General features: G+C 71.7%; 14 protein-coding genes and 1 pseudogene. 9 read left to right on the plus strand and 6 right to left on the minus strand.

Translation table 11 applies throughout. The features are described 5' to 3' along the window. Window positions 1-31: 31 nt before the first annotated feature. Genes ACIPPS_RS07570 through ACIPPS_RS07580 form a run of 3 tightly spaced genes read right to left on the minus strand, consistent with a single transcriptional unit; the run spans window position 32 to window position 3,647 of the window. Window positions 32-742 carry a sulfite exporter TauE/SafE family protein gene (locus ACIPPS_RS07570; RefSeq protein WP_401428067.1) on the minus strand — a complete coding sequence of 237 codons (711 nt, stop codon included), beginning with the start codon at window positions 740-742 and terminating at the stop codon, window positions 32-34. Further along, window positions 739-2,145: an amidohydrolase family protein gene (locus ACIPPS_RS07575; protein WP_401428069.1), complete on the minus strand. Its 1,407-nt coding sequence runs from the start codon at window positions 2,143-2,145 to the stop codon at window positions 739-741. Before ACIPPS_RS07575 ends, ACIPPS_RS07570 begins: the two co-directional genes overlap by 4 nt. Beyond that, the gene (locus tag ACIPPS_RS07580) at window positions 2,142-3,647 is read right to left on the minus strand and encodes a uracil-xanthine permease family protein (protein ID WP_401428072.1); all 1,506 of its coding nucleotides are present in this window, start codon (window positions 3,645-3,647) and stop codon (window positions 2,142-2,144) included. Before ACIPPS_RS07580 ends, ACIPPS_RS07575 begins: the two co-directional genes overlap by 4 nt. Window positions 3,648-3,794: 147 nt before the next feature. Here ACIPPS_RS07580 and ACIPPS_RS07585 point away from each other — a divergent pair, with 147 nt between their 5' ends. Further along, window positions 3,795-4,490, plus strand: a complete 696-nt coding sequence (locus ACIPPS_RS07585) for a 4'-phosphopantetheinyl transferase family protein (RefSeq protein ID WP_401428074.1) — start codon at window positions 3,795-3,797, stop codon at window positions 4,488-4,490. 39 nt (window positions 4,491-4,529) lie between these two features. Next, a pseudogene (locus ACIPPS_RS07590) lies at window positions 4,530-4,754 on the plus strand (ROK family protein); the annotation flags it as partial. 37 nt (window positions 4,755-4,791) lie between these two features. On the opposite strand, the gene ACIPPS_RS07595 reads toward ACIPPS_RS07590, so the two are convergent. After that, the gene (locus ACIPPS_RS07595; protein ID WP_401428077.1) at window positions 4,792-5,958 is read right to left on the minus strand and encodes a Cmx/CmrA family chloramphenicol efflux MFS transporter; all 1,167 of its coding nucleotides are present in this window, start codon (window positions 5,956-5,958) and stop codon (window positions 4,792-4,794) included. 309 nt (window positions 5,959-6,267) lie between these two features. Further along, complete coding sequence (locus tag ACIPPS_RS07600; protein WP_401428080.1) at window positions 6,268-6,789, minus strand: cupin domain-containing protein; 522 nt, start codon at window positions 6,787-6,789, stop codon at window positions 6,268-6,270. A gap of 382 nt (window positions 6,790-7,171) precedes the next feature. On the opposite strand from ACIPPS_RS07600, the gene ACIPPS_RS07605 reads away from it, so the two are divergent. From ACIPPS_RS07605 to ACIPPS_RS07630, 6 genes are all read left to right on the plus strand, one after another. Further along, on the plus strand, window positions 7,172-8,341 hold the full coding sequence (locus ACIPPS_RS07605; RefSeq protein WP_401428082.1) for an ATP-binding protein: 1,170 nt from the start codon (window positions 7,172-7,174) through the stop codon (window positions 8,339-8,341). Further along, window positions 8,338-8,739 carry a roadblock/LC7 domain-containing protein gene (locus tag ACIPPS_RS07610; protein WP_362010740.1) on the plus strand — a complete coding sequence of 134 codons (402 nt, stop codon included), beginning with the start codon at window positions 8,338-8,340 and terminating at the stop codon, window positions 8,737-8,739. The genes ACIPPS_RS07605 and ACIPPS_RS07610 overlap by 4 nt, the downstream gene beginning before the upstream one ends. Beyond that, window positions 8,736-9,113, plus strand: coding sequence for a DUF742 domain-containing protein (locus ACIPPS_RS07615; RefSeq protein WP_401428085.1), 378 nt, complete (start codon window positions 8,736-8,738; stop codon window positions 9,111-9,113). Before ACIPPS_RS07610 ends, ACIPPS_RS07615 begins: the two co-directional genes overlap by 4 nt. Next, on the plus strand, window positions 9,088-9,681 hold the full coding sequence (locus ACIPPS_RS07620) for a GTP-binding protein (protein ID WP_401428088.1): 594 nt from the start codon (window positions 9,088-9,090) through the stop codon (window positions 9,679-9,681). The genes ACIPPS_RS07615 and ACIPPS_RS07620 overlap by 26 nt, the downstream gene beginning before the upstream one ends. An 8-nt stretch (window positions 9,682-9,689) precedes the next feature. Then, window positions 9,690-11,039 carry a cytochrome P450 gene (locus tag ACIPPS_RS07625; RefSeq protein ID WP_401428090.1) on the plus strand — a complete coding sequence of 450 codons (1,350 nt, stop codon included), beginning with the start codon at window positions 9,690-9,692 and terminating at the stop codon, window positions 11,037-11,039. A gap of 104 nt (window positions 11,040-11,143) precedes the next feature. Next, window positions 11,144-12,373 carry a DMATS family aromatic prenyltransferase gene (locus ACIPPS_RS07630; RefSeq protein ID WP_401428092.1) on the plus strand — a complete coding sequence of 410 codons (1,230 nt, stop codon included), beginning with the start codon at window positions 11,144-11,146 and terminating at the stop codon, window positions 12,371-12,373. Between the two features lie 18 nt (window positions 12,374-12,391). Here ACIPPS_RS07630 and ACIPPS_RS07635 read toward each other — a convergent pair whose 3' ends face one another. After that, entirely contained in the window at window positions 12,392-13,729 is a 1,338-nt protein-coding gene (locus tag ACIPPS_RS07635) for a flavin-containing monooxygenase (protein WP_401428095.1), read from the minus strand. Window positions 13,730-14,055: 326 nt separating this feature from the next. Here ACIPPS_RS07635 and ACIPPS_RS07640 point away from each other — a divergent pair, with 326 nt between their 5' ends. Continuing rightward, complete coding sequence (locus tag ACIPPS_RS07640) at window positions 14,056-14,859, plus strand: endonuclease I family protein (protein ID WP_401428098.1); 804 nt, start codon at window positions 14,056-14,058, stop codon at window positions 14,857-14,859. Window positions 14,860-14,947: the final 88 nt, after the last annotated feature.

Below are 14,947 nucleotides of genomic sequence, written 5' to 3' on the forward strand. Positions count from 1 at the left end.
GGCGGCCGGTAGCGGTCGGCGACGGTACGAGTCAGAGGCCCACCATCAGCAACACCCCCGAGACGAGCGCGAAGACCAGTACGAACAGGCGCATCCGCCGCGCGTCGATGCGCTGGTGCACCAGCCGGCTCAGCCACGCCCCCGCCGCGATCGCGGGGGTCAGGGCGAGCGCCCACCCGAGGTCGGCCGGGTGCCCCTCCCCCGTCGCGAAGAGCAGAAGCAGCGAGGCGACTTCGCCGACGAGGAAGCAGACGGCGACGGTGGACCGCAGTTCCGCCGGCGGCCGGTGCTGGTAGACGAGCGCGAGCGGCGGGCCGCCGATCCCGGTCGCCGTCTCCGTCAGGCCCGTCACCGCGCCCGCGCCCACGTAGGCGGCCCGTCCCGGCGTGAACGCGGGCGCCGCCAGGCTCACGAAGGCGGCGAGCACGGTCGCGAGGCCCACGAAGAGACCGAGGCTGCGTTCCGGAATCAGCCACAGCAGGGCGAGCCCGGCCGGGGTCGCCGCGAGGCGGGCCGCGGTGATCCAGCCCGCGCCGCGCAGATCGAGCGAGGACCGTTCGCGCCAGGCGACGTACAGGTTGAGCGGCACCATCGACGCCAGGACGAACACCGGAAGCAGGCGAGGGTCGAGCAGTCCGGCCACGGGCGCGACGATCAGGGCGAAGCCGAGACCGCTGCTGCCCTGGACGAACGCGGCGGCCGCCACCGTGACGGCGAGGACCGCCAGTGTCTCGCCGGTCACCTGTCCGTGCTCCCCGCGTGCGCGCTGCGGGCCCGCGCGGCCGTCGATGTCGGATGGACGCGGGTGATGGCGGCGTCTCCCACCGCCGTACGGGCCAGTTCGGCGGCCCGGCGGACGAGAGCGGGACCGTCCCAGCCGACGGGGTCGCCCCGCCACAGGCGCAGTCCGCCCGCGACGAAAACCGCGGTGATCTGGTCGCGGTTGCCGCGCCGTACCAGCTCCCACGGCAGGTCCCAGGAGAGCGCGAGCTCGGGGTTGGTGACGTCGACGAGGAGGAAGTCGGCGGCCAGGCCCTCGGCGATCGTGCCGGTGCGCGCACCGAGGCCGACGGCGTCGGCTCCGCCGCGCGTGGCGTGCTCCAGCCAGGTCCATCCCGCGCCGCAGGAGGAGTCGCCGGTGGCGAGCCCGTACGCCAGGCGCTGGGCGAACTCGGCCGCGTCGGCGAGCCGGAAACCGTCGCCGCGCGTGCCGTCGGTACCGAGGCCGAAGCGGATCCCCCGTTCGGCCATGGCGGTGGCGGGCGCGACGGCGTTGCCCTTCCAGGCGCTGGCGACGGGGTTGTAGCTGACGGCGGTCCCGGACTCCGCGAGCAGCGTCAGCTCGCGCGGGGTGAGGAGGGTGGCGTGCGCGGCGAGCAGGTGCGGGCCGAGGACGCCGATGCGGTGGAGGTGCTCCAGGGGGCGTAGTCCGTGTCGTACGAGGGAGCGTTCGACACCCGCGAGGTGCTCGTTGACATGGATCTGGAGCACCGCCCCGGACTCGGCCGCGAGCCGGGCGGTGAGTCGGAGGGTCTCCTCGGTGGCGGCCTCGGGGATCGAGACGGCGAGGGAGGGGTGGACGAGCGGATCGCCGGCGTAGCGCGCGAGGTGCTTCTCGGCGCCGGTCGCGACGGACGGGGTCTCGTTCTCGGCGTCGTTGCAGACCAGACCCAGGACGCACCGGATGCCGGCGTCGCGTGCGGCCGAGGCCACCACGTCGATGTCGACGTCGGCCCGGGTCCCCGCGTCGGCGACGGTGGTGAACCCGCCGCGCAGGGCTTCGAACGCGGCCAACTTGGCGGCGATGTAAGCCGATTCCTCGTCCAGGGCGCCTTCCAGCGGCACCCACACCCGGCGGAAGATCTCCGACGGCTCCCCGAAGGCGAGCGCGGCGCCGAAGCTCTGGGTGAGGTGGTGGTGGGCGTCGACGAAGCCGGGCATCAGGAGGTGCCCGGGGAGCCGGACCGGTTCGAGGTGGGCGTGGCTGCGGGTGAGTTCGGCGGCGGGCGCCACCCGCTGGAAGGACCCGTCGGCGACGACGACCGCGAGACCGTCGGCGGGCCCCTCCGGCAGCAGGACGGCATCGGGTACGAGGAGGAGGGGACGGCCCGAGCGGGTCAGGGCGTCGCGGGTGAGCTGGTTCATCGGTCGCTTTCCGTACGAGGGGTGCCCGGGTGGGCTCCTGCGGGGGTGGCTGTGGTCGGGCGGCCGGCGGCGAGGCGTGCGGCGGCCAGGCGGGCGGCGAGGTTCGGCCTGATGTGGTGGAAGAGGATGTTGAGCACGGCGGCGACGAACGCGCCGACGGCGACGCCGCTTTCGAGGAGGATGCGGAGGTTCGGCGGGAAGCCTCCGTACACGCCGGGGACGAGGATCGGGAGCAGCCCGAGCGCGAGGGCGACGGCGCAGATGAACGTGTTCGTGTGGGAGCCGAGGTCGGAGCGGCCGAGCATCTGGACGCCGAGAACGGTGATCACGGCGAAGACGACCATCGCCGTGCCGCCGACGACGGCGGACGGGATGACGCTGATCGCCCGGGTCACGGGGGCCAGGAAGCCGATGGCGATGAGGACGACACCGGCCGCGGCGGTCACGTACCGGCTGCGGACACCGGTGACGCGGACGATGCCGATGTTCTCGCCGCTGGTCACCATGAGGGGCAGCCCGAGGAAGCCGCCGAAGAGCGAGGTGAGCGCGTCGCCCCGGACGGTCTTGGGGACGTCGGCGCGGGGGTCGATCTCTTTGCCGACGGCCTCCGCGTTGATGACGGTCTGTCCGGTGGCCTCCGCCATGGAGGCGAGGCTGTAGAGCATCAGCGGCAGCGCGGCGACCAGGTTGAACTGGGGCGAGCCGAACGGCATCAGCTCCGGCAGGGTGAGCAGTCCCCCGTCGGCGGCGCGGCCGAGGTCGACCGTGCCGAGGACGACGGCGAGTGCGGTGCCGGCGAGGAGGCCGAGCATGACGGCGAGTTGGCGCAGGACGCCGCTGAAGAGCAGGTAGAAGGCTACGGTGAAGCCGATGGTGGCCAGGCCGAGGCCGAGGTTGAGGGGGTCGGCGAAGCCCGGCGTGCCGGGGCGCCCGGTGACGAGGAGCGCGCCGACCTTCACCAGGTTGACCCCGACGATGACGATCATCGTGCCGATGACGAGGGCCGGGAAGAAGGCCAGCAACCGGGCGAAGACGGGCAGCACGAGGAAGTAGAAGCCGGCGGTGAGGATCACCGCGCCGGTGGCCGTGCGCAGGCCGTGCTGGTCGGCGATGGCGAGGAAGAGGATGAGGGGCGCGCCTCCCGGCAGCATCACGAAGGGCAGCCGGGGCCCGAACTTCCAGGGGCCGAGCGACTGGATCAGGGACCCGGCCCCGGAGAGCACGAAGGCCGCGGAGAGCAGGTTGACGGTCAGTCCGGGGTCGAGGCGGAGGGTCGCGCTCATCAGGAAGATCGCCGAGATGGGAGTGGCGGCCATGACGAGCACGTGCTGGATCCCGAAGAGCAGGATCCTGCCGATCGGTCGGGACTGGTCGACGGGGTGAGGCTCCTGGGAGGCCTCGGAGACGGGCGGTTCGGAGACGGGGGCATCGGAGGCGGGGGCCTCAGGGGTGGTGGGGGACAGTCGTTCCGTGCCGGGAAGGTGCTGGCGGGGACGGGACACGTTCGGGCTCCGTTCGGGCGTCGCTGCACGCTCGGATTTCAGCCGCGATCCGGCCCTGGACGGAGAGCCAAATCGATTTGGCCAAATCGATTTGGCCCCGAGTATCCGAGGGCCTTCGCCCAGCGTCAAGACTTCTAGACTGTCTTCATGAAGATCGCGCCGCGCCCGCTCCCCCGCGTCCCCGGTCGGGAGCCGCTGTCGCCACCCGCTCCCGGCGAGGCGCCCCACGTGTGGCTCGTCCGGGCGCCCGAGGTGGACGTGCCCGCCGAACGCCTCGGGGTGCTCGACGCCCGGGAGCTGGAGACCGTGCGCGGATTCCGGAGCGCCGCGGACCGGCGTACGTACGCCGCCGTGCACGTCGCGCTGCGTGAAGTGCTGGGGGTCTACCTCGGCGGGAACCCCAGGGACGTACCGCTCGTGCGGCGACCCTGCCCCCAGTGCGGGGAGGCGCACGGCCGGCCCGCCGTCGAGGGGGACCCCGTTCACTTCTCGCTGTCGCACAGCGACGGTCTCGGCCTGCTCGCGTTCGCGGCGAGCCCGGTCGGGGTGGACGTCGAGCGGCTTCCGACACCGGAGACGGTCGCCGAGGTCGCCCCGATGCTGCACCCGCGTGAGGTGGAGGAGTTGGCGGCGCTGTCACCGGCCGACCGCCCGCCCGCCTTCGCGCGGACCTGGGCGCGCAAGGAGGCGTATCTGAAGGGCCTCGGCACGGGGCTCGGGCGCGGGCTCGCCCTCGACTACGTCGGCTCGGCCGAGCCGTGCGGGGCCCGGCTGCCGGACTGGCGGATCGCCGACGTCCCCGTCGACCCCACGCACGCGGGCGCCGTGGCTGTACGCACCTGAGCGGCGGTCTCCACCCGCGCCGTCTCCTCTCACCTCGACAACCTGGCGGCGCTGGGCGAGTACACCGTCGGCGTCGGGGCGGGGAGCAGGCTCTTCGTCCACGTGATGATCGGCACCGGTCTCGGCATGGGCGTCGTCAGCGAGGGCCGCCTCTCCACCGGCGCCCACGGCCGCGCGGGCGAGAACGGCTTCCTGCCATGGCCGGAGCGCCAGGGCCCGGGCAGGGGCCCCCTGGAGGGGCTCGTCTCCGGTGACGCGGGGGTCGCTCGTACGGGAGCGTGCGCATGTGTCACTGGAGCACCTAGGCACTCGGGCCGGCCGTGACCACCGTGCGGAAGGGGAACGCGATGAGCAGGGTGATGGCGACCAGGAGCCCGCTCGCCCACATCGGCCCGAGGTTCCCGAGCCCGGCATGGAGGGTGGTCGCGGCGATGAGGGGGCCGACGGCAGCGCCGACGTTGAGTGCCGCGGTCGCATACGACCCGGCCATGGTGGGGGCCTTCGCGGCTTCGTAGAGGACGCGTGTGATCAAGGTACTGCCCAGCGTGAACGACAGGGCGCCCTGCACGAGAACGAGAGCGAACAGAGCGACCGGCTCGTCGGCCAGCACCGCCAGCGTCGGCCAGCCGATGAGCAGCAGCGAACCGCCGACCGCGAAGACCGGTCCGGGGCGTTGGTCGGACAGTCGGCCGGCGATGGTGACCCCGGCGAAGGAACCGGCGCCGAAAAGCACCAGAACGACAGAGATCCACCTTTCGCCCAGCCCGGCGGTGTCGGTCACGACGGGGGCGAGGAAGGTGAAGCTTGCCGACGTGGCCGCGTTCACGAGCGCGCCGAGCAGCATCACCAGGATCAAGGGCCGCCTGGCGAGCTCGGCGAGCTCCGTCCGCAGGGCCGGCCCGCCGGTCGCCTCTTGCCGCACACGTCCCGCCGGGATTGCCTTCAGGATGCCCAGAGCGGCCGGCAGGCAGAGAGCGGCGACGGCCCAGAACGTCGCCTGCCAGCCGAGCACCGTGCCGAGTAGCGACCCGCCGGGGACACCGGCGATCGTGGCCACCGTCGTGCCTGACAGCAGCACGGCCAGCGCACGTCCCTTCCTGTCGGGTGAGACAAGCGTGGCGGCGGCCGTCAGCGCGACGGCGAGGAATCCCGCGTTTGCGAGCGCGGCGACCACCCGGATGGCGAGCAGGACCGGAAAGCTGGTGGTGACGGCACCCGCGGCGTGAGCTGCCGCGAAAGTGAGGATGAATCCGAGAAGGCTGGAACGCCTGGGCCAATGGCGGGCAAGCGCGGCCACAAGGGGAGCACCGACGGCCATGCCGACCGCGAAGGCCGAGGTGAGTGTGGCTGCTGTCCCGACGGTGACGTCGAGATCTGAGGAGATGTCCGGCAGGAGGCCGGCGAGCATGAACTCCGAGGTGCCCATGGCGAAGACGGCCATGGCAAGCAGATACAGCGGGAGAGGCATCGAATGGCTCCGAGGTGAGCAGAAACGAGAGAAGGTCATCTCGTCACCGCGGCCAACCCCGGAGGCACACTCGCCCGGCCGCGGAACGCGGCGCGGCATCAGGGCTACGAGCTCAGTGGTTCAGGGGGCTGACGGCGTGACCGAAAGCCCCCACCCTGTCTGACTCAGGACTCGACATGGCCCGCACGGTACCCGACCGACACCCGTCGAGACACCTTGGTTTCACCGGCATCGGCCCGTGTCACCGACGTCGTCCCGCTACGCCCAGGGGCCGACTTCGGGCCACGCGGACGTGCGCCGAGGCGTCGATCACGCGGACGCCTCCAGCGCGGCGCGCCAGACGGGGCTGTCGACGTAGTGGTTGTCGTACCGCTCCGCCGACGCCGCGATCTCCTTCGGGTCGGCCTCGCCGCGGGTCACCCGGCCCAGCAGGCGGAGGTAGTCGAAGCGGCCCATGCCCGGGGTGAAGACGAACAGGACGTCCGCCTCGCAGCCGGACGCGGCGGCGAAGGCGTGCGGCGTACGGGGTGGAACGGCCAGGAAGTCGCCCGCGCCCAGCACGGTGATCTCCTCCCCCACCAGGACCTGGAGGGAGCCGCTGATCACGAAGAAGAGTTCGGTCGCCTTGGTGTGGAAGTGCGCCGGCGCGCCCACGGCGCCCTTCGTGAAGGTGGACCGGTAGGTGGTGAAGCCGTCCGCCGTGCTGCCCGAGTCGGCGAGCAGCGTCATCACGCTGCTGGGGTCGGCGCAGGTCTCGGCCTCCGCGTGCCGGGTGAGCACCGGCGGGAAGGGAGCGGCGGACGACGTGTCGTGGGGCGCGTTCTGAGTCATGAGCCGGACTCTACGATCATGAACAGGCCCCCGACCAGGGTAGTCGTCGGTCGGCGACTCTCCCGGCCCGTGGGGCCCGGGGCACGGACCGGTCAACTCGTCGCGCGCGGGGCCGAGATGGTTGCGCGGGCGTGAACCCGGGATGGACGTCAGGCGCGCACCCGCGCACTCAAGGGGCGCACGAGGGGCGCACACTGACGATCGGTCACCTGTTCGTGCCCGGTGCTAAGATCACTACGCTTGCGGAGCGGTGGATGGATGCACGACGACATCTCCGACCACGGCGACCCTCCGGACGGTACCCCCGGCCACGGAAGGCCCGCCGGTCCACCCGCATTGACGGAATTCAGCAACGGACCGTCAGTCGCCTGAAGAGAGTCTTATGACGTATTACGCACAGAACCCAGTCCTCTGGGTCCTCCTGGCCGCCACCTTGGGCGCCGTCGCCGTCATTGTTCGCCAGCGCAAAGCGATACGGACTTTACGGCAGGAGACCCAGGAGCTCAAGGCGCACTACTCCGAGTTGGAGAACAGCTACACGCAGTCCGTCGAGGACGAGAAGGACCGGGCGCAGGAGTCGACCAAGTCAGTCCTCAAGTCCGCCATGCGGACGCTCCAAGGCCTGGCCGCCGAGCAGCAGTTGGTCATCTCCGGACTGCAGAACAAGTACGGTGACTCGGTCATTCTTCGGGACCTCCTGGAGATCGACCACACCAACTCGCAGTTCGGGCGGCGCGCCCAGTCCATCGCCGTGCTCTGCGACGGCTGGCTCGGACGGCACCGCGAGATCGCCTCGGTGTACGACGTGGTCCGCAGCGCGCAGGGCCGGATCCGGCATTTCCGGCGGGTGGAGATCCTCTCCCAGGTCGACTTCGGCATCACCAGCCGCGCCGTCGAACCCGTTGCGCTCGCACTCGCCGAGCTGCTCGACAACGCCACGAGCTACTCCAGCCCGGACACCGTGGTCGAGATCAACATCCGTACGGTGCCCAAGGGCATCTGCATCGTCGTCGACGACGCCGGTGTCGGTATGAACGACGAGGAACGGGTCAGGGCGGAGAAACTCCTCGCCACCGACCGGGTCTCGGGGGTCTCCGGGCTCGGCAGCCCGCCGCAGTTCGGTTTCGCCGTGATCGGGGTGCTCTGTGAGCGCTTCGGATTCGAGGTGTCCGTGGATTCCAGTTCGCCGTACGGAGGCGTCCGTGCCGTGCTCCTGCTGCCGCACGACCTGCTGACCGGCATGCCGGAGAGGAAGGCCCCGGCGCCGGTCGTCCCGGCCGCCGCGGTGACGGACCCGAGCGGTCCCGCGCCCGCGATGGTCACGGCCACCACCGACGACGGTCTGCCGCGACGCCGCCGCAAGCGTCCGATGACCATCGTGAACGGCGGCGAGCAGTCCGCGCCCGCTTCCGCGCGCTCCGGCGCGGAGACCGCCGCGATCATGGGGGCCTTCCAGCGGGGCACGCAGTCCGGGCGGGCCGCGCGTCCGGCCTCGGCGGACCAATCGAGCAGCACACGTGATGCGAGCAGCGAAGGGCATGAGGTCTCGTGAACGACGATCTGTCATGGATGCTTGACAGCGCCTTGGAGATACCCGGGGCCCTGCACGCGGTCCTGGTCTCCGCGGACGGTCTGCTGATGGCCCGGACGAAGGAGTTCGGCAAGGACAACGCGGACACGGTCGCCGCCGCGATGAGCGGCATGCAGTCGCTCAGCCGCTCCCTCGGCTTCTTCGTGGAGCCCGGGCGGCTGCAGTGGCGCCAGACGCTGGTCGAGTTCGACGGCGGCTGGGTCTTCCTGATCTCCGCGGGCGAGGGTGCCTACCTCGGCGTCTCGGCCTCGCCCGACGTCGACATGCAGGACATCACCTTCAGGATGCAGCAGCTCGTCGGCCAGCTGGGCAAGGCGCTGACGACTCCGCCGCGCGAGAACCTCGGCGCCCGCTCATGAGCCGATTCGACGAACGGGAGCCCGAGGCGGCCGAGTTAGTCCGCCCGTACGTCATCACCAAGGGGCGCGGTCTGCCCGACAAGGAGCAGCTGTCGCTGGTCACCCTCGTCACCGCGTCGGCCGACCACCAGCAGCGTCCGACCCGGCTCTCTCCCGAGGAGCAGGGCATGTTGGAGCTGTGCACCGCCGGCTATCTCTCGGTCGCCGAGGTCGCGGGGCACACCAGGCTCCCCATCGGCGTGGTGAGGATCCTCCTCTCCGCCCTCACCGAGGGCGGCTACCTCATCACCCGCCCTCCCGTGCAGCGTGCCGCGCTCGCGGACCGAGACATCCTCGAGGAGGTACTGAATGGTCTCCGCGCCAAGTTTGGGTGAGCAGGCGTACGTGCGCGACGGCGCCACGCAGACCGCCGTCAAGATCCTCGTCGTCGGCCACTTCGCCGTCGGCAAGACCACGTTCATCGGTGCGATCTCGGAGATCCCTCCGCTGACCACCGAGGAGACGATGACCCGCGCGGGCGAGTCGTTCGACGACCTCAAGGGGGTCCGGAGCAAGACCACCACCACGGTGGCGATGGACTTCGGCCGGCTGACCATCAGCGAGCGGGTCGTGCTCTACCTGTTCGGGACGCCCGGTCAGCAGCGCTTCGTCCAGATGTGGGAGGACATGGCCCGTGGCGCGCTCGGCGCGCTCGTGCTCGTCGACCCCGAACGGCTGGCGGACTCGTTCGGCGTGATCGACCTGATCGAGCAGTACGGCCTCGACTACGCGATCGCCGTCAACCACTTCGACGGCACGCAGGACCGCGAGGAACGGGCCCTGCGCGAGGCGCTGGACCTGCTCGACGACACGCCGGTCGTCACCTGCGACGCACGGGACGAGAAGTCGTCCGCGGACGCGCTGATCACCCTCGTCCGCCATCTGCTCGAACGCGCTCACTAGGAAGAGACATGGAAGCTCGACCCACCACCCCCGTACCTCCGCCCGGCTGCCCCGCCCACGCCGACGGCGGTCGGGTACCGCTGCACGGGCCGGAGTTCCAGGCGGATCCGCAGGCGTACTACGCGTATCTGCGCCACTTCGGTCCGACCGCGCCCGTGGAGCTCGCTCCGGGGGTGGAGGCCACCCTCGTCACGGACTACGCGACGGCGCTGCAGCTCCTCCAGGACTCGGGCTCCTTCCGCAAGGACGCGCGCCGCTGGCGGGACCTCAACGAGGGCCACATCAGCCCGGACAACCCGGTCGTGCCCGTGCTCGCGTACCGGCCCAACTGCATGTTCAGCGACGGCGCCGAGCACCTGCGGCTGCGGCAGGCGGTCACGGACAGCATGGCCCGTGTCGACACGCGCAAGCTGAACCGGACCACGGAGCAGGTCTCCGAGTACCTCATCTCCCAGTTCGGTGCGCGGGGCTCCGCGGACCTGCTCGGGGACTACGCCAAGCAGTTGCCGCTGTTCGTCTTCAACGAACTCTTCGGCTGCCCGGCCGACATCGGTGACCGCGTCCTGTTCGGCATCGGCGGCATGTTCGACGGCATCAACGCCGAGCGGGCGGTCGAGGTGCTGTTCGGCGCCGTCGGCGAACTGGTGGCGCTGAAGCGCGCCAGGCCGGGCGAGGACGTCACGACCTGGCTGATGCAGCACCAGGCGAAGCTGAGCGACGAGGAGATGGTCCATCAGCTCGCGCTGCTGCTGGTGGCGGGCAACGAGCCGCTGCGCAACCTCATCGGCAACACCCTGCACCGGCTGCTCACCCATGACGCGTACGCCCACAAGGGCGGGCTGATCGACGAGGCCATCGACGACACCCTGTGGGAGAACCCTCCCATGCAGAATCTCGCCCCCCACTACCCGGCGGCCGACATGGAGTTCGGCGGGCAGAAGCTGCGCGCCGGCGATCTCGTGCTGGTCAGCTTCGCGGCCGCCAACACCGGGCCGACGCTGATGGCCTCGCGCCAGTCCGGCAGCAACCGGGCCCATCTGGCGTGGAGCGCGGGCCCGCACGCGTGCCCGTCCAAGGACCCCGCCCGGCAGATCACCGTCGCCGCCATCGAGAACCTCCTCAACCGGCTCCCCGACGTCGAACTCGCGGTGCCGGAGGACAGCCTCGTCTGGCGGCCGGGCCCGTTCAACCGCGGCCTCGCCACGCTGCCCGCCCGGTTCACCCCGGTCGACACCCCGCGCCGGTCAACGTCTCACCAGGACCACCAGGCGGCCGCGCGCCCCGAGGCGGCCGAGGCGGGTCGCAAGCGCGAACGCGGGGGAATGTGGAGCCAGTTCCTCAACTGGCTGGCGAAGTGACGGACGCGACTCCCCTCTTCTTCTCCGCCCTCGCATGATCGCTCTCCGCGAGGGGTAGTGAGCACGGCGTTGTTCAGGCGTGCTCTTGAGGCGAAGGAAGTGTCGTGGGCTCCATATCCACCGATGCCGGTCTTGTCCCCCGGTCCCCCGCGGCCGGCCCCCTCGATACCCGCCCCTCCGGGCGGGTATCTTCTTGGGCGCTCGCGCGGGACGGGGAGACACTGGGCGCTCACACGGCGAGACAGGCCCTGCGGCTGTGCGAAGCCGCGGAGTTGAGCGGGGCCGACTCCGCGGAGTACGCGCGGACCCTGCTCGCGGCGCTGGGGCCGGTCGGCGAGCGGTCGCTCCGGCTGCCGCCCCCGGACGCGTCGTTCCTCTCGGACGACCACACTCCGGTGGAGTTCTCGCTCGCCTGCACGCCGGACGGGAGGCCGACGCTGCGGGTGCTCCTGGAGCCTGGCTGCGGCGCCGCGGACCTCGCGGCGAACGGCCGGACGGGGCTGCGGGCGGTCCGCGCGATGGCGCGGCGCTGGGGATTCGACACCTCCCGCCTCGACGAGCTGGAGGACCTGTTCCTCCCGCCGGACCCGCAGGGCCCGCTGGCGCTCTGGTGCGCCCTGGAGCTGGTCCCGGGCGGGGTGCCCAAGGTGAAGGTGTATCTGAACCCGGCGGCCTCGGGGCAGGAACGTTCCGCCGCCACGGTACGGGAGGCCCTGCGCCGGCTCGGGCACCGGCGGGCGTTCGCCTCGCTGCCCGAGGGAGACCGCCATCTCTTCTTCGCCCTGGACCTGGGCGACTGGGACGAGCCCCGGGTGAAGGTCTACCTGGCCCACCACGATCTGTCGGCCGCGGAGGCGGCGCGCCTCTCCCGGGTGGACGGCGGTCCCGGTCCGGCGGAGATCGCGTCGTTCTTCCGCATGGCGGCCGGCCACGACGTCGAGGGCGCCGGGGCCGCGGCGGGGCCGGACCCGCGGCTCGACCGGCGCCCCGTCCAGTCCTGCCACGCCTTCACCGAGACGGCGTCCGGCCGGCCGAGCGGCTTCACGCTCTACGTCCCGGTCCGCGACTACGCCCGGCACGACGGCGAGTCCCTCGACCGGGCGGTGGCCGTACTGCGCCGGCACGGCATGGACCCCGCCCCGCTGCGGCGCTCGCTGGCCGCGGTGACCTCGCGGCGGCTGCGTGACGGCGTGGGCCTCATCGCGTACCTGGGGCTGGCGCACCAGGAGGGCAGGCCCCCGCGGGTGACGACGTACCTCTCATCGGAGGCCTACGAGGTCAGGCCGCCGGCCACCCCGGCGGCACCGCGCGCGAGGGCGCGTGCCGGGGCCTGATCCCCGGGAAGCCGTCCCCTACGCGTCCTGCAGCTCCTTCAGCTCCCGCAGGTAGGCGCCGACGTCCACCTGGACGGAGGCGCCCTGGGTCCGGCCGTAGCGTTGCGCGATGCCGTCCAGGTACGTGGCGATCTCCTCGCGCATGACGTCCGCGGCCGGCAGGGCGACGTCGCCGTCGAGGATCCGCGCGACCCACTGCGCCTGGGCCTCCACGAGGCGGGTGATCGAGCCCACGGGACGGATCAGGCCGACGAAGTACAGGCCGGGCCGGCCGGGTGCGGCCACCCGCCGGTACAGCTCGACCGTCCCCTGCTCACCGCTGAGCGGGCAGTCCGGCGGCAGGAAGGGGAAGGCCATGCGGAACCCGGTGCAGTAGACGATCGCGTCGGCCTCCTCCACGGTCCCGTCGGCGAAGACGACCCGGTCGGTCTCCAGGGAGGCGAGGGCGGGCCTGGGGACCACCCCGCCGTGCCGTATCCGGCTGAGGATCTCGTCCGAGATGGTCACGGCGGAGGAGAAGACCGGGTGGTCGGGCTCGGGCAGTCCGTAGTCCGAGAGCCGCCCCCGCGCCACGAGCAGCGCCTGCTCGATGAAGCTGCGCCGCTCGGGGAAGGACATCTCGTTCCACCACGGCGCGTCGGCGATCATGTCCACCGACATCCCGAAGAGCTGCTTGGGCACGACGTGCAGCCCCCGGCGGACGGACAGCACGGTGCGTGCGGCGTGCCGGGAGAGGTCGGCGGCGATGTCGACGCCCGACGCGCCCATCCCCACGACGACGACCCGTCGCCCGGCGAAGTCGCTGCCGTCTCGGTAGTCCATCGAGTGGAGGACCGTCCCGGTGAAGGAGTCGCTCCCCGGCGGAAGCGGATGCGGCAGCTCGGGCTCGGTGTTGTGCCCCGAGGCGACGACGACCTGGTCGAACCGCCGCTCCCGCACCTCGCCCCGCGCGTCCCGGCTGGTGACCGTCCAGGCCCCGTCGCCGTCCTGCCGTACGGCGAGCACCTCGGTACGCAGCTCCACGTGCGGCAGGAGTCCGGCCCATTCGGCGAACGACCGCAGGTAGGCGGCGACATCGGCGTGACCGGGGTAGAGGGGCAGGTCGTCCCGCATCGGGTAGTCGGCGTAGGCGGTGAGCTGCCGGGCGCTGTTCAGGTGCAGGGAGAGATAGGCGGGACCCCGCTCGCCGGCTCCCGGTTGACGCCAGATCCCACCGACGTCCGGCGCCTTCTCCAGGCAGACGAAGTCGATGGAGCGGGCGGCCAGGGCGTGCCCCGTCGCCAGTCCCGACAGGCCCGCGCCGATGACGCACACGCGCGCGGCGCGCGGAGCGCCCTCGGTCCGTGTGCCGCCCAAGGATCCCTCCACAGAACACCATCCGTCCTCGCACCGGGCAGCGGTGACCGCCGCCGTCCTCCGGGCGGGCGCCCGGCGAGATCACGATACCGACCAGGCTCCCGGGGGGAGTTGGCGCGGTGGCCGTGGCCCGGGCAGCACCGGCGCCCACCGCTCTCGGTGGTGCCGTATGCGAGAACGTCATGGAAAAGCCTTCTGCGAGTTACACGGCCGCTGCCTCCTGCGTGCGACGCTCCCGCTTGCACGATGTCAACACGCGTAGAACGCGGCGGCGTTGAGCGGTCGCCGCGCACCGGCGCGTGCCGTCCCCCGCGAAAGGTCCCCCCATGTCCCTTGTGCACATCGGCAGACGGAAGGCCGTGGCCGCGGCGATATCCGCCGTCCTCGTCGGCCTCACCCTCCCGACGGTCGCCGCGACTCCGGCGAGTGCCACCACCACCGCGTACGACAGCACGTACTACAAGAACGCGATCGGCAAGACCGGCCCGAGCCTGAAGTCCTCGCTGCACACGATCATCAAGAGCCAGACGAAGATCTCGTACGACGCCGTCTGGAACGCGCTCAAGGTCACCGACCAGGACCCGAACAACAGCGCCAACGTGATCCTCCTCTACAGCGGCACCTCGCGCAGCAAGTCCCTGAACGGCGGAGCCGTCGGCGACTGGAACCGTGAGCACGTGTGGGCCCAGTCGCACGGCAACTTCGGCACCTCGGCCGGCCCCGGCACCGACCTGCACCACCTGCGCCCCGCCGACGTACAGGTCAACAGCATCCGGGGTAACAAGGACTTCGAGAACGGCGGCAGCGCGGTCAGCGGCGCGCCCGGCAGCTACACGGACGCCAACTCCTTCGAGCCGCGGGACGCGGACAAGGGCGACGTGGCCCGGATGATCCTCTACATGGCCGTCCGCTACGAGGGGGACGACGCCTGGGCCGACCTGGAGCCGAACGAGTCGGTCTCCAACGGCAGCGTCCCGCTGCACGGCCGGCTCTCGGTCCTCAAGCAGTGGAACGAGCAGGACCCGCCGAGCGCCTTCGAGGAGCGCCGCAACGACATCATCCACGGCACCTACCAGGGCAACCGGAACCCGTTCATCGACCACCCGGAGTGGGTCGAGGCGATCTGGTAGAGCGCCCTCGGCAGGCTGGGCCCCGCGCGTCCGGGCGGGGCTCAGTCCCCTGGCGGAAGAGCCCTGCCCCACATGGACGCGTCTGATC

This window comes from Streptomyces sp. NPDC090127 (genome assembly GCF_044746945.1).
In the GTDB taxonomy this organism is placed as follows: domain Bacteria; phylum Actinomycetota; class Actinomycetes; order Streptomycetales; family Streptomycetaceae; genus Streptomyces.

What these genes read in the sequence shown, in the direction of transcription:
- ACIPPS_RS07575 (WP_401428069.1), bottom strand. Translation starts at nt 2,145, where the DNA reads ATGAACCAGCTCACCCGCGACGCCCTGACCCGCTCGGGCCGTCCCCTC.
- ACIPPS_RS07585 (WP_401428074.1), top strand. Translation starts at nt 3,795, where the DNA reads ATGAAGATCGCGCCGCGCCCGCTCCCCCGCGTCCCCGGTCGGGAGCCG.
- ACIPPS_RS07595 (WP_401428077.1), bottom strand. Translation starts at nt 5,958, where the DNA reads ATGCCTCTCCCGCTGTATCTGCTTGCCATGGCCGTCTTCGCCATGGGC.
- ACIPPS_RS07600 (WP_401428080.1), bottom strand. Translation starts at nt 6,789, where the DNA reads ATGACTCAGAACGCGCCCCACGACACGTCGTCCGCCGCTCCCTTCCCG.
- ACIPPS_RS07605 (WP_401428082.1), top strand. Translation starts at nt 7,172, where the DNA reads ATGACGTATTACGCACAGAACCCAGTCCTCTGGGTCCTCCTGGCCGCC.
- ACIPPS_RS07615 (WP_401428085.1), top strand. Translation starts at nt 8,736, where the DNA reads ATGAGCCGATTCGACGAACGGGAGCCCGAGGCGGCCGAGTTAGTCCGC.
- ACIPPS_RS07620 (WP_401428088.1), top strand. Translation starts at nt 9,088, where the DNA reads ATGGTCTCCGCGCCAAGTTTGGGTGAGCAGGCGTACGTGCGCGACGGC.
- ACIPPS_RS07625 (WP_401428090.1), top strand. Translation starts at nt 9,690, where the DNA reads ATGGAAGCTCGACCCACCACCCCCGTACCTCCGCCCGGCTGCCCCGCC.
- ACIPPS_RS07640 (WP_401428098.1), top strand. Translation starts at nt 14,056, where the DNA reads ATGTCCCTTGTGCACATCGGCAGACGGAAGGCCGTGGCCGCGGCGATA.